Source organism: Streptomyces sp. NPDC033270 (assembly GCF_055576575.1).
In genome coordinates, this window is the sequence record NZ_JBVIRA010000024.1 from 131,333 (window position 1) to 145,092 (window position 13,760).

10 protein-coding genes and 1 pseudogene are annotated in these 13,760 nt (G+C 69.3%); 8 read left to right on the top strand and 3 right to left on the bottom strand.

Annotated elements, in window-relative coordinates; translation table 11 throughout:
• Positions 1-59: 59 nt before the first annotated feature.
• From ACZ5XZ_RS29290 to ACZ5XZ_RS29320, 7 genes are all read left to right on the top strand, one after another.
• Positions 60-266: a hypothetical protein gene (locus ACZ5XZ_RS29290; protein WP_468983258.1), complete on the top strand. Its 207-nt coding sequence runs from the start codon at positions 60-62 to the stop codon at positions 264-266.
• Between the two features lie 359 nt (positions 267-625).
• The gene (locus ACZ5XZ_RS29295; RefSeq protein WP_468983261.1) at positions 626-1,435 is read left to right on the top strand and encodes an SDR family NAD(P)-dependent oxidoreductase; all 810 of its coding nucleotides are present in this window, start codon (positions 626-628) and stop codon (positions 1,433-1,435) included.
• Between the two features lie 55 nt (positions 1,436-1,490).
• The gene (locus ACZ5XZ_RS29300) at positions 1,491-1,568 is read left to right on the top strand and encodes a 50S ribosomal protein bL37 (RefSeq protein ID WP_397911949.1); all 78 of its coding nucleotides are present in this window, start codon (positions 1,491-1,493) and stop codon (positions 1,566-1,568) included.
• Between the two features lie 70 nt (positions 1,569-1,638).
• Positions 1,639-2,415, top strand: a complete 777-nt coding sequence (locus ACZ5XZ_RS29305) for a GNAT family N-acetyltransferase (protein WP_468983264.1) — start codon at positions 1,639-1,641, stop codon at positions 2,413-2,415.
• Between the two features lie 197 nt (positions 2,416-2,612).
• The gene (locus tag ACZ5XZ_RS29310; protein WP_468983267.1) at positions 2,613-3,158 is read left to right on the top strand and encodes a hypothetical protein; all 546 of its coding nucleotides are present in this window, start codon (positions 2,613-2,615) and stop codon (positions 3,156-3,158) included.
• 649 nt (positions 3,159-3,807) lie between these two features.
• A complete protein-coding gene (locus tag ACZ5XZ_RS29315) occupies positions 3,808-4,113 on the top strand; it encodes a hypothetical protein (protein ID WP_468983269.1) in 306 nt (101 codons plus the stop codon).
• Positions 4,114-4,431: 318 nt separating this feature from the next.
• The gene (locus tag ACZ5XZ_RS29320) at positions 4,432-6,000 is read left to right on the top strand and encodes a Na+/H+ antiporter (RefSeq protein ID WP_468983270.1); all 1,569 of its coding nucleotides are present in this window, start codon (positions 4,432-4,434) and stop codon (positions 5,998-6,000) included.
• Positions 6,001-6,809: 809 nt separating this feature from the next.
• On the opposite strand, the pseudogene ACZ5XZ_RS29325 reads toward ACZ5XZ_RS29320, so the two are convergent.
• Positions 6,810-9,384: pseudogene (locus ACZ5XZ_RS29325) on the bottom strand (ATP-binding protein).
• 345 nt (positions 9,385-9,729) lie between these two features.
• Here ACZ5XZ_RS29325 and ACZ5XZ_RS29330 point away from each other — a divergent pair.
• A complete protein-coding gene (locus ACZ5XZ_RS29330) occupies positions 9,730-10,296 on the top strand; it encodes a universal stress protein (protein WP_468983273.1) in 567 nt (188 codons plus the stop codon).
• Positions 10,297-10,791: 495 nt separating this feature from the next.
• Here the strand turns inward: ACZ5XZ_RS29330 and ACZ5XZ_RS29335 are convergent, their stop codons facing one another.
• Together ACZ5XZ_RS29335 and ACZ5XZ_RS29340 are read right to left on the bottom strand one after the other, a co-directional pair.
• Positions 10,792-11,253 (bottom strand): hypothetical protein, encoded by a 462-nt coding sequence (locus tag ACZ5XZ_RS29335; RefSeq protein WP_468983274.1) that lies wholly within the window; start codon positions 11,251-11,253, stop codon positions 10,792-10,794.
• Positions 11,254-11,605: 352 nt separating this feature from the next.
• A complete protein-coding gene (locus ACZ5XZ_RS29340; RefSeq protein WP_468983276.1) occupies positions 11,606-13,756 on the bottom strand; it encodes an FAD-dependent oxidoreductase in 2,151 nt (716 codons plus the stop codon).
• Positions 13,757-13,760: the final 4 nt, after the last annotated feature.

The window sequence follows — 13,760 nt, forward strand, 5'->3', positions numbered from 1 at the left end:
CGGGCGTTCCCCGGAGGCCCATGTACCACCGGAGAACGGGGTGGCGTGGACGCGGAGCCGTGGCCGTGCTCGCGACGATTGCCGCATGCGGCGGCGCACTCGACGATGGCGACCACGTGCTCGTCCTCTACGATCCTGCCGATCCTCGTACCGTCGTCGTCCACGACCGGGAAAACCTGGGGCTGGAGCGCGCGTTCATCGCCGAGGGCGCCGTCGTCGCGCTCCTGTCGCCTGCCCTGCTCGGTGTCGCGACGGCGAGCCGATGACCACGATCTCCACTCCGCATCATCGTGCCCCCGGGTCTGCCCTCGTCATCGGGCGAAAATGCAGCTCATCAGGGGGCCGTCAAGAGGTACGCGAAACCCTTGAAGCCGGACGCGGCCGGGCCTTTGATGGGTGATGTGAACAGCGCCTGGCTCCTCCTCGACCGTCCGCCTCATCCCGAGGCTTCGCGTCGTGCGCCGCGCTGCCCGGAGACGTCAGCCTCTCGCTGAGCTATCTCCTGCATTCCCTGCACGGGGCGCCGTGATCCGATCCGGCGCCCTCTTTCGTACCTTCGCACGCCCGCAACGGGCCCCTGGCAGGGCCGTTTTCGGTGTGCCCGTCTCCCTTCCCGGATTGGATCATGTCCGTCTTCGACCTTTCCTCCCGTACCGTCCTGGTGACCGGCGCCGCCTCCGGCATCGGCTACGAGACCGCCCGACAGCTCGCCGAGCGCGGCGCCACCGTCCTCGTGCACGGCCGCACCGCCGACGACGCCCAGGCCGCAACCGACAGGCTCATCGCCACCACGGGCATCAACGGCGACCAACTGTGCGTCTTTGCCGCCGACTTCACACATCTGGAGGAGGTCGAGGCAATGGCACGGCGGGTCATCGCCGAGCACCCGCAGCTGGACGTCCTGGTGAACAACGCTGGTATGGCCGCCCCCGAACGGCACACCGTGACGGCCGACGGCAACGAGATCGCCCTGCAGGTCAACTTCCTCGCCCACTACCTGCTGACCTGTCTCCTGGAGCCCGCGCTCACCAGCGGCCCCGGCGGCCGCGTCGTCAACGTCTCCTCGTCCCTGCATCGCACCGCCTCCATCCAGTGGAGCGACCCGCACCGCGCCCGCCGCTACTCCCGGCTCGCGGCCTACGCCCAGTCGCAGCTCGCACTCACCGTCTTCGCCGCCGATCCGCGGGTGACCGCCGTCTCCGTACACCCCGGCGTCTGCGAGACGGACCTGCTGTCGCTCTACGCGAACAGCGGTGAGCCCGCAGCCGAGGGCGCCGCCCATGTCGTACGCCTCTGCGACCCGGCCACCGAAATCGTCAACGGCGCCTACTACGACCGCGACCAGCGCGTCGAACCCGCGCCCGCTGCGACCGAGGTCCGCACGCTCAAGCGCCTCACCAAACTCGCCGACCAGCTCGTCGGCCACGGCGCCTGAAGAACACCACCGCTGAAGGATCCAGGCGCCCATAGAACGAAAGGCCCGTACGCCCATGTCCAAGCGCGCCCGCAAGAAGAAGGCCCGCCGCAAGAAGAAGGCCAACCACGGCAGCAAGGCCGGCCAGAGCTGACCGTCGGGCAGGGCGGCCCCGCCAGGGCCGCCCTGCCCGGGCCTCCCCGCCACCGCCACAAGGAGCTTTCATGATCGAGCTGTCCCCCGACCAACTCCCCGCGCTCTCCGACTGGTCTGTCACCGGGCCTCCCAGAGCGGCAGCGCTGGCCGAACACGCGCTGGTGCCGGGAACCGGTCGCTGGTGGGCCGACCGCGCGGTCCATCCCCGTGCCATCGCCGTGGCCTGCGCCGATCACCTGCTGCTCCGCGGGGACCCGACCACCCTGGCACCGATCGCGCTCGCCCCCTTCGCCGCGCACTATGTGCAGGCCCCCGCCCGCTTCCTGCCCCTGCTCGGCAACGCCTTCGATCTGCTTGTGCCGTGGGAGCGCATGGCCTACGTGCACCGCGTCCGCGTGTCGCCTCCACGCCCGCCCCACGGTGTGACGGTGCGTCGGCTGGTGCCCGGGGACGCTCAGGCGCTCGCCGCGCTGCACCCCGACATGGCATGGATTCACACCAGTTGGGGAGGACCCGCAGGTCTCGCCGCCTCCGGGCACGGCTGGGCGGCCTTCGCAAAGGACCGCGCGCTCGCCGTGGCCTGCACCTACTTCCGTGGCACCACGTACGAGGACGTCGCTTGCGCGACCGTCCCCGAACACCGCCGCCAGCGCCTCGCCCTGGCCTGCATCACCGCCCTGTGCCAGGACATCACGGCCCGCGGCCACACCCCGAGCTGGACCTGCTCCCGCGACAACCGCCCCAGCCGACTCCTCGCCTGGACCGCCGGATTCCGCCTGGCGCACGAGTACGTCCACTACTTCACCGGACAACCGGCCCGCCGCGTCGCCGGGCTCACCGTCTGAACGCCGCCACAACGAGGAGTCGCCACCCGCGAGGTCCTGCGCGAGGCCGAACCCGACCGGGAACGCCGCCCCCGCGTCCACGTCGGCTGAACACCAGACACCGCCCCACGGCAAGAGCGCGATAAAGATTGCCGGCGCGACCTCAGAGGGGTGTCAACAGGCCAGGCCCCACCCACATCCTGCGTAGCGTCGGTGGGATGAGACGGCGAACAGTTCCAGCCACGGCGCCAGGCGCCGGGCGGCCGGACACAGCCGTCGACCGCCACTGGCGCGGGGATGCCCGGCGCGCCGTTCAGTACGCCCTGGCGTTCGTCGGTCTGCTCATGCTGCTCGACTGGGGCGCGGGAGGTCTCACGCTGCCCGGCGCCGGGCTCTGGGCCGTCCTCGGGATCGCAGTGCTCGCCGTCCTCCTGCCGTCCCGAGTCACCGCGGGCGACGGGTGGCTGGCCGTACGGGGCCTCGTGCGCGAGGGTCGGGTGCGTACCGATGCGCTGATCACGGCGCGACTCTGCGGTGGCGTCGCCGCGCACCTCGTCCTACGGGACGCCTATGGCCACTGGCTGGAACTGGACCGACGGGTCCTGGACGTCAACCCGCTGCTCTGGCACCTGGTCGACGCCGGCGCCCGGCGCTCCCTCGAGCAAGGCACGCTCCACCACGGTGCACGGGTGCTACGGGAGTTGGCGGAGCGGACCGACGGGCAGGAGGCCTGGGCGGTGCTCAAGGCTTCCGGGCTGCTGTGACCAGTCGGCGGGACATCGACTGCAGCTTCACCGCCCCGCCCGGCGAGGACCCGCAGCGGTGACGAGACCTCGCCGTGTCGGGCGTACGCTCGGCCCTCTGGAGTTCGCCCCGGAATGGGTCACGGACCCGGACCCGGACCCGGACTGAGCAATCGCCTCACTCGCCTTTCACACACAGGCGGCCGTCCTCGAAAACCTTCAGCAGATCGACGGCCATCGCGCCTGGCCGGGATGCCGAGGCGACCACCGGCATCCGATGAGTCCGGCACGGGTCGGTGAGGAGGCCTGGCCGCACCGGCGTTGCCCCTCGAACCCCTCGTATCGATGGCCCGTGGGGCAGCATCCCGGCGTGTAACGGCACCCACGGGCGGCGTCTCCCCGGGGCTCGGACAGGGGAGCCCGGAGGCCGAGGAAGCCGGCGGCCGAGCCGCATGCCACCTTGGGGCGTTAGGGCGTGTCCGATGGGTCAGGCCCTGTGTCGGGCAAATCCGGTTGCCCGGCGGATCGCCGTACGGTGAGGATCGGCTGCGTGGCGCCAACGCAGCTGGCGACACAAGCCACAGGAAGGAGCGTGACGCCGTGAAGTGGCGAACCTAGCCGCCCACCCGGAAAGTCCGGGAGCCAGGGCGGCGGTTCCGGAAGGAACGAGATGTCCCGTACGGACAAGACAAAGCCACTGTGGGTGCGCCACGCGGAGCACAACCCCCGGCCGATTCACGATCACCGCTACGGTGCCTGCGATCTGCCGCCGCACCCGACGCAGGAGGAAGCGGACACCCGCTGCCGTTGGGCACACCCCGGCATGCTGCTGTTCGGCCACACCTGCTGCTCGGGGTGCACTGTGCGTTCCTGCCGCAAGGAATGGCAGGGGATGGTCAAGACCAGCAACCGCAAGGAGCGCTACGCGGGCCGGCGCGAGGCACGTCGCTGCGCCATGGGACAGGACAGCGACTGACCCTGCCGCTCATCGCCCAGGACCGGGAATGAAGGGCCCGATCTTCTCCATGACGGGCCCCTTGTTCCCCGGTGATTCCGCCACCGACCACGAGCCCGGCGGGCGGGCGGCAGCAGCAGCAGCAGCAGCAGCGCGATCACCGCCCACTCGGCGTCATAAATGTCCCCATTCCCCACGATCACGCCAACGATCCGGTGATCGGAAAGACGCTAGGACTGTGGCAGTAACCCGACAACACCGGTAGGTTTCCTTGCGGAGTGCCGGGAAGTCTGGTCGGCGGCGGTTCAGCAACAGCCGAAGCCATCGAGAGACGAGAACGTGACCGACCTTACTGCCCTCCTCCTTCTCGTCATATTCGCCACGTTGGTGGCCACGGGCGCCCGCCACTGGCGCATTCCAGCCCCCTCGCTGCTCGTCGTCGGCGGCGTACTCATCGGGCTGTTGCCCTGGGTTCCGGATGTCCAGGTGGCACCCGAAGTCATCAGTGTGGTCGTCCTGCCGCCGCTGCTGTACGCCTCCGCCGAGGAGATCCCCTGGCGGGAACTGCGCGTGGTGTGGCGACCGGTGACCGTCCTCGCCTTCGGCCTGGTGCTGGCCACCGCGGCAGCCGTGGGGGCCGTGGCGTCCGCGGTCACCCCGCTCAACACCACCATGGCGTTCGTCCTGGGCGCGGTGCTGGCCAGCACCGACCCGGTCGCGGTGACGGCCCTGGGTCGCAAGATCGCGCTGCCGCCGCGCATCCAGGTGCTCGTCCAGTCCGAAAGCCTCTTCAACGACGCCACCAGCCTCGTGCTCTTCAAGGTCGCGGTGGGCACCGCCATAGCGGCGCATGCGGTCACCCTCCCCGCGGCCGGCGGACAGTTCCTGGTGCTCGGCGGTGGCGGGGCGCTGGTCGGCGGCGTCGTCGCGGGGGTCGTGGCGCTGATCCGGCGGCGGACCGAGGACCCGATCCTCGAGACAGTGATAGCCCTCGTCACCCCGTACGCCGCTTACGTCCTCGCCGAGGACATGCACACCTCCGGCGTGACCGCGGTCGTCGTCGCCGGGGTGGTGCTCGGCAGCACTGGCCACAAGCTCACCAATGCCACCATCCGGCTCCAGGTGCACGCCGTCTACGGCACCGTGGTCTTTCTGCTGGAGAGCGTGGTCTTCGCCCTCATAGGACTGGAACTACCGGCCCTGGTACGCCAGTTGACGGCGGACGAGCAGATCTGGCCGCTGGGTGTGCTGGCGGTGGCCGCCACCGTGATCGCGGTACGGCTCCTCGGAGTCCTTCCCCTCTCCGCCGTGATGCAGCGCCGCCGCGGCAACGGCGCGGTCACCTGGCGGATCCCCGCGGTGGTCTCCTGGGCCGGCACCCGGGGTGTCATGCCGTTGGCCGCCGCCCTGTCCATCCCCTTGACCGCGGACGACGGCAGCCCACTGCCGCACCGCCCGCTGATCCTGGTCCTGACCACCGGCGTCGTCGTCTTCACCCTCGTCCTGCAGGGCTTCACGCTGGCCCCGGTCGTCCGCTGGTCCAAGATCGCGCTGGAGCCGGAGCACACCGCCCGCGAAGAGGCCCGCGCCCGAGCCGGCCTCGCCAAGGCCGGGCTGGACTGCCTGGACGAACTCGAAGCCGTCGAAGCCGCGCCCGCCACCCTCATCGATCAGCTGCGCCGCGGCCTGCTGGCCCGCCTCGACCAGGCCGACGCGGACCAGGACGACGACACGGGCCCGTCCTCCCTGCCCTCCGCCACCGACTACCGGGCACTGCGCCGCACCGTGATAGCCGCCGAAACCGCACAACTCCAACGCCTGTACGCGGACAACCACATCAGCGACCTCACCCGGCGCCGACTGCAACGCAGACTGGACCTCGAAGAGGCCGGACTCGGCGACGAGTGATCCGTAGCGCGCCCAGTTGCCCGAGGGAGGTGGAGCACCGCTTCAGAACCGGTCCGGGAACTTGGCCCCGGCCACAAGGAGTCCGACCAGCGACGCCGCCACCAGCAGCCCCACGACGCGCTCCACGCTCACGACTCCACCGCCGCCCTCGTCACCGCGCACATCATCACGGACCTCCTGATTTCCTCGCGTGCCCCCGACCGAGTCCACCGTGGCGCCCGGCATGCTGCCCTGCGCACAACGGGGCCGGTTCTCTAACGGAATCCGAACGGCACCCGCGCACTCGAGTGAATCGCGTCCGCGACCCACGTGCCGTCCCGGGCAGGGAGCCGCCGCCCCGCGATCGTGCTCTCCGTCGGAGCGCGGAAGCCGGCGGTGCCCCAGGGTTCGTCCGACGGGTGGGCGACCGCCCTGAGCCCGAGTCCGACGGCACGGCGGCCGTCGCCGCGTAGGCCGGGCAGGATTCGCCGCCCCGGCCGTCTTCCTTGCCTCCGACCAGAATTCCAGATCCCGCACCGCTGGCAGTCCGCCCTCGTGGCCCACCCCCTTGGCGCACAGGAAGACGTCGCCGCCTTCGATGGTCCCGGAACGCAGGCGGCCCGGACCGTGGCCACGGCACTGTGCACACCCGACGAGCCGGTACGCCGGGTACTCGTCATCGAAACGGAGGGCACGGGACAGCCGTCCGCGTCACTGATCCCGGACTGACGCCGGGCGTTGGAGCCAGGCATCTATCCGGCTCACGCCTCAGGGGCAGGTGCCCGGCGCGCACACCTCATGTCTCATACCGCATCTTTCATCCTCATGTCTCATCTCTCGTGCGCAGTCCCCTGCCCGGGGACCGCGACCGGAACCGGTGCGGCCGGCAGGGAGACGACCATCGTCAGGCCGCCTCCGGGGGTTTCCTCGGGGATGAGCGTGCCGCCCATCGCCTCCGTAAGCCCACGGGAGAGTGCGAGACCGAGCCCCAGGCCGGTGGTGTTGTCCGTATCGCCGAGCCGCTGGAAGGGCTCGAAGATCCGGCCCCTGTCGGCGAGTTGAAGTCCGGGGCCGCGATCAATGACCCGCAGCTCCACGCGGCCGGCGAGCGCGCTGGCGCCGATGGTGACCGGGCGCCCGGCGGGCGAATGGCGTACCGCGTTGGAGATCAGATTGGCGATGACGCGTTCCAGCAGCGGCGGGTCCGCGAGCACATCGGGGGCGGTCTCCAGCCCTTGCGTCACGACATGTACGAGCGCCTGTGGGGGTGAGTCGGGCAGGGTGTCCAGTGCGGTGGGGAGCACCTCGGTGAGCGCGATGGGCTCCAGGTTCAGGGTGAGCGCACCAGCCTGCAGTCTGCTCATGTCGAGGAGGTTGTCGACGAGGCGGCTGAGCTTGGCCAGCGATTCCTCGGCGGTGGCCAGGAGTTCCTCGCGGTCCTCGGGTGAGAAGTCCACATCGCTGCTGCGCAGCGAGCTGATCGCGGCCCAGCAGCCGGCCAGGGGCGTGCGCAGGTCGTGTCCGACGGCGGCGAGCAGTGCGGTGCGCATGCGGTTGGCCGCCTTGACCGGCTCGACCTCGGCCGCGGCCTCGGCGAGCCGGGCGCGCTCGACGGCGGCGGTCAGATGCGCGGCAAAGGCCGTGAGTACGCGGTGCTCGGAGGCGGGCAGGCGGCGCCCGCTGAGCACCAGCACGCTGTCCTCCCCTATCGCGACCTTGGTCTCGTGGTCGGGCACCGGGCCGATTTCCGTTGCGGGCTCCGGCTCTTCCCTTCGAGGCCGCAGGGCGATGCGGTCCATGCCGAAGGTCTCGCGGGTACGTTCCAGAAGTGCGGGTACGGCCCGGTCCCCCCCGCAGGATGCCGCCCGCCAACGAGCTCAGCGTCTCGGCTTCCGCGGTCGCCCGTGTGGCCCTTCGGCTCAGCCGCAGCGAACGGTCGACGATGGCGGCGACGGTGACGGCGACGATGGTGAAGGCGGCCTGGGCGATGACGATATTGGCCGAGGCGAAGGTGAAGTGGCCGACGGGCGGGATGAAGTAGTAGTTCAGCAAAAGCGAGGTCGTCACCGAGGCGAGCAGCGCGGAAACCACGCCACCGATGCACGCCACACCCAGCACGGTGAGCAGGAAGAGCAGGGCCTCGCTCGTGAGGTTGAGGGCGAGCGGGCCCGAGATACCGCGCAGTGCCAGGGTCAGGAGTACGGGCAGGACGAGGCCGGCCACCGGGCCGGCCACGCGGCGCGAGCGCGACAGGCCACTGCCGGGGGTGGCCCGTCTGCGCCCCTGTCCGGCGTGTTCATGGGTGACCGTGTGCACATCGATATCACCGGAGAGTTCGACGACGGTCTCCCCCACGCCACGGGACGTCAGCACCCGCCGCAACCTGCCCCGGCGGCTGGCTCCGATCACCAGTTGGGTGATGTTCTGGGCGCGGGCGAAGTCCAAGAGGGCGGCGGGCACATCGTCGCCGACCACCGAGTGGTAGCTGCCACCGAGACTCTCCGTGAGCTGCCGCTGCCCGGCCAGCGCGGCGGGCGAGGAGCTGGCTAGGCCATCGCTGCGGGTGATGTGGACGGCCAGCAGATCGCCGCCGGAGGATCGGTCCACGATCCGGGCGGCGCGACGGATCAGGGTCGCGCCCTCCGGACCGCCGGTGAGCGCCACGACCACGCGCTCGCGGGTTTCCCACACCCGGCCGATGCTGTGTTCGTGCCGGTATCGGCGCAGCGCCTCGTCCACCCTGCCTGCCACCCATAGCAGCGCCAGTTCCCGCAGTGCCGTGAGGTTTCCGAGCCGGAAGTAGTGCGACAGTGCCGCGTCGACCTTCTCGGGCGGGTAGATGTTGCCGTGCGCCATGCGGCGGCGCAGCCCCTCGGCCGGCAGGTCGACCAGCTCGACCTGGTCGGCGCGGCGGACGATTTCGTCGGGGACGGTCTCGTACTGCGCCACTCCGGTGATGTTCTCGACGACATCGGTAAGCGATTCCAGATGCTGGATGTTGAGCGTGGCCACCACGTCGATCCCGGCGGCGAGGAGTTCCTCGATGTCCTGCCAGCGTTTGGTGTGGCGGCCACCCGGCACATTGGTGTGCGCGAGTTCGTCGATGAGCACGACCTCCGGCCGCAGCTCCAGCGCCAGGTCGAGGTCGAGCTCGGTGAAGTCCGTACCGCGATGCGTGCGCGTCGCCCGCGGCAGCACCTCGAACCCTTCGAGCATCGCCTCGGTCGACGGACGGCCATGACACTCGGCGAAGGCCACCACCACGTTCCGGCCACGCGCAGCCCGGCGTCGACCCTCGTCCAGCATCCGGTAGGTCTTGCCCACCCCTGGGGCAGCCCCGAGAAAGACCTTGAGCCTGCCCGGACGCGACCCCGGCCCGTCGGTCGCATCGCTGCCCCGCGCCATCCCGTACTCCTCCACGTGCTCCTCTTCGGAAAAACGGCACGCCGGACGGCACCACGAAGGGTGCATACGGCGTGGCACCGGACGGCGTGCGGGGTTCTTGGGAGCATCGTCACTTCACGTCGGCAAATGTCGCGAGCGGGTTCGAGGACGTTGACGCAACTCTGACCCGCCACCGGGATCAGGCGCCCGCTCCCCGATCGTGGTGCGCCGACGGTGACGTACCTGCCTACGCGCCAGGCGTCTGCCCGCTGTCGTCATGGAGCCGTCAGGGTCCGTGCTCCCGGCGTAAGGGAAGCACCAACACTCCGCACTCGCTCCACCAGCGGCTTTTCCATGGAAGGAGACATGAACGCGACACAGGACAAGGAGCAGGACCCCATGGGCAGACCCGTCGGTAGCCGGCGCGTCGTGGCCGGCGTGAGTGGTTCGCTGGGGAGCCTGACGGCGCTGCACCGGGCCGCCGCCGAGGCCGGCCGCACCGGCGCCGAGCTGTGGGCCGTACTGGCCTGGGAGCCGCCTGGTGGCGACATCCCCCACCGGGGCGGGCCCTGCCCCCCGTCACTGGCCGCCACATGGCGCGGGATGGCCAGCGAGCGACTGCTGGAGGCTCTCGATGCCGCCTTCGGCAGCGCCGGGCCGGGAGTGCCGATGCAGCGGCTGCTCGGACGCGGCAAACCCGGGAAGGTCCTGCTCGATGCTGCCGACGACGCCGACGACCTGCTGGTGGTCGGGGCCGGAGCCCGTGGCAGGCTGCGCCGAGCGGTCTGGCCCTCCGTCGCCCGCTACTGCGTCGCCCGCGCGTGCTGCCCGGTGCTGACGGTTCCGCCCTCTCCCCTGCACGACGCATTCGATTCCGTACACCGTCGCAACGTCTGGAAACTACCGCTCGATACACGCGAGTTGGCGGACTGACCGTCTCGCCCTGGGTGCGAGCCACGGTCCGTGCAGGTCAGACACGGTGTGTCGAGGCCACGTCAATCTCTGTGGCTCTGCGTTAGGGATGTGTCTCCGCAGCAGCCAATGCCGTCATCGCTTACGTCCCCGACGCCCTCGGATTCGTCGACGACGTCGACCTGCCACTACCTGCAGCCGACTTCGCCTCCCGCATCGAAGAACTCACCGCCACCACCTGATCACCCCCACTGCACGTATCCACCAGGTCCAACAGCAATCGTGGGGCCTCCGCTACGTCGGAGGGCCCACGGTTCCAGGTGCTGCTACTGCTGGCGTTGTTCTCGTTTAGCTTCGTTGCCAGCCCGTTCGCCTCCCTGGTGGGGAGGGTACGGATTTCGGCGATCCAGGATCTTGGGTGCCGTAAGTCGCGACAAGCCCCGTCCGCTTTCATCAGACGGGGCCAGCCAGTGTGCGTCAGTTCCACGGAGTGCGGGCGCAACTGACGGAGTGTGGCTACGCCTTATCGGTGCAGTGCGACATCATGCGCTTGCCCTTGAACGTGGCGACCTCAAGCTGGATATGGTTAAGGCCACGATCGTAGTGGCTGGTTCCCTTCCAGGATTTGTAGTCACCGTAGCCGCCGGTGGCCTTGAACCACTTACTGTAAGAACGGCTCCCGTTCACTCCGATGGCAATGAGCCGAGCCGCCGCATAGCGGCCGTCAGACCTATTATCCGCAATATCCCAGTCGATGCCGACTGTTGAAGTCGGAGAGATCCAATTAGTGATGTTTGCGGTACTCGTAGCTCCCAAGGGTTTGGTGTTGCACGTGAGTACCACAGCCTCTTCCGCACGGACCTCCCCGGTGTGCACTGAGGCCGGAGCGGCTACAGCAGGCTGCGTAGACGTGACTGCCGGGGCAGCTGCGCCTGCGGCTAGGGCAACAATCCTGAGGAAGCCCGATTTGATATACATTTCCCTATTCCCTCCCTGGAGAAAGAGTCTGAGCGAATGCCTCTGACCCTCCCTCAGGAAACACCACGTCAATAAATGTTGCCTAAACGCGGAATATGGTCGGTCTCTCTCCAGGATCTCGGTTGTCGTACGTCACGCGGCGAGGCCCCCCATACCGGGCGCTGATCCGAGCGGACCAAGGGGGACACAACCAGAACTACAACCGGAAGCCGGTAGGTCTCGCGAGGCGGATGAGACTGCGTAGCGTTGGTGGCACCCTCCTTGTGAGTTGGTGCTGCTACCCACGCTGGTGGGGGCATTTCTTCTCGTGATGTACGTAGGCGTGTTGCACCTCGAACCCGCGAGCAACGGGCTAAACGTCCCGGCGGTTCGGTGATCGACGCTCCCCCGTCGTCCCACGTTTTCCCGGGGATTCGTCATGGCGTTGCAGGATGAAGTAGAAGGGCCCACCGTTGTCGCAGGACTCGTCGCCACCGGTCATGATGCCCATGAGGGTGTCGTGGTCAGCCTTCTTGAAGAAGTCGACGACGGGCCTGGCGTGATAGACGAGCGCCGTGGTCACATCGTTGCGGAAGGCGAGTATGCGCAGACTTCCTCCGCCTCCGGACGCCTGGCTCTCGGGGTAAAGCTGGCCGTGCTCGTCGCGGCAGATGAGCGGCTGGACGTCATCGGGTGAGGTGAACTTCTTGCCGTACCAGCGCAGGGTGCGCAGGCGACGGGCGGCGGAGTGGCCGGTGTTGAGTGGTGTGCCGCGCCAGGTTCCGAGGATCTGGTCGGGGCGGACGGTGTCCAGGGCTTCCCACAGGTCGTCGAGTTCCGCGGGGTCGGTGCGTGCGTGACTGCCCGCGAGGTCGGTGAGCCGCTCGCGGGCCTGTTGAGTGCTCGTCGCGCCGGGCCTTCGGGACCTTGCCGACAGCCGCACGGTGTCGGCGTGCGCGGCGGGCGTGGGCAGACCGTGCCCCCTGATCAGATCGGCGGCCCTTTCGGCGATCATGATGGCCGCGGCGTTGGTGTTGCCGCGGGGTACGGAGGGCAGGACCGAGGCGTCGGCCACCCGCAGGCCCTCGATGCCGAGGACCTGCAGCCGTGGGTCGACGACGCTGCCGATGGCGCAGGTCGAGGTCGGGTGGTAGGTGCTGCATCCGGTGTTTCGGATGAAGTCTTCGACGGCGCTGTCGGTGTCGGCATCCGGAATGAGGTGAGGGTGGCCGCCCCGGGTGCGCAGAGCGGGGCGATGGGCGAGGTCGAGAGCGAGTCGAACGCCCTGCACGGCGGTTGTCAGCTCGCTTGTGCTGCCCAGGAAGTTGTTCAGGATGCGTGGCTTGTGGTCGGGGGCCGCTGAGCGGAGGGTCACGCGGCCTCGGCTTTCCGAGGTGATGGAGGAGGTGAGGATGGTGTAGGCGTCCGCGTGGACATCACCGAGCCCTTCCTGGTGGAACATCGAGTGCGACAGGTAGAGCTGGATGTCAGGGGCCGGCAGGTCGGCGGTGCTGCGGAAGAAGCCGCCGGATTCGCTGACGTTGGAGGTCATCGGGCCGCGGCCCTCGTGCCAGGCCATTGCCATGGCGGCTGGGGTGGACTGTGAGTGAAGTGTCTGCTCGTGAGTGAGCCAGACCAGGGGTACCGCGAGGTGGTCCTGGAGTCCGCGGCCGACCGGCAGGTCCTGATGGGTGGGGATGCCATGGGCCGCGAGGTCCGCTGCGGGGCCGATCCCGGAGAGCAGTAGCAGGTGAGGCGAGTTGTAGGTACCGGCGCAGACGACGATCTCCTGTGCGGCCGCGATGGTGAACTCCTGTCCGCCGCGCTTAATCCGCACCCCGGTCGCTCGGCGTCGCTCAACCAGAATGCGCAGCACAAGCGCCTCGGTGAGCACGGTCAGGTTGGGCCGCGCCAGTGCCGGTCGGAGGAAGGCGACGGCGGTGCTGCAGCGACGTCCGTCGCGTTGGGTGAGCTGATAGCGTCCGGCTCCGTCCTGGCAGGGCCCGTTGAAGTCGGGATTGCCGGGGTGTCCGGCCTGTGCGCAGGCGTCGAGGAACGCGTCGGCCAGTGGGTGCCGTGACCGGCTGTCGGCGACGCTGAGCGGGCCGTCTGTCCCGTGGTAGGCGTCCTTGCCGCGCTCGTTGTCCTCTGAGCGGCGGAAGTAGGGCAGGACGTCGTCGTAGGACCAGCCCTCGGCTCCGTTGGCGGCATAGCTGTCGTAGTCATGGCGGTTGCCGCGGATGTAGATCATGGCGTTCTGGGAGCTGCACCCGCCCAGGACCAGTCCCCGGGTCAGCGGCAGGCGGCGGCCTCTCAGACCGGGCTCGGGTTCGCTCCACAGGTTCCAGTCGTACGAGCTCTGCAAGAGCCGGCCGTATGCGGCGGGGACGTGGATTTCCCTGGCGTCGTCCTGTCCTCCCGCCTCGATGAGTGCCACGTTGACGCTCGGGTCCTCGCTCAGCCGGGCCGCCAGGACACAGCCGGCCGAACCTCCGCCCACGACGATGTAGTCGTACCAGGTCATCGAC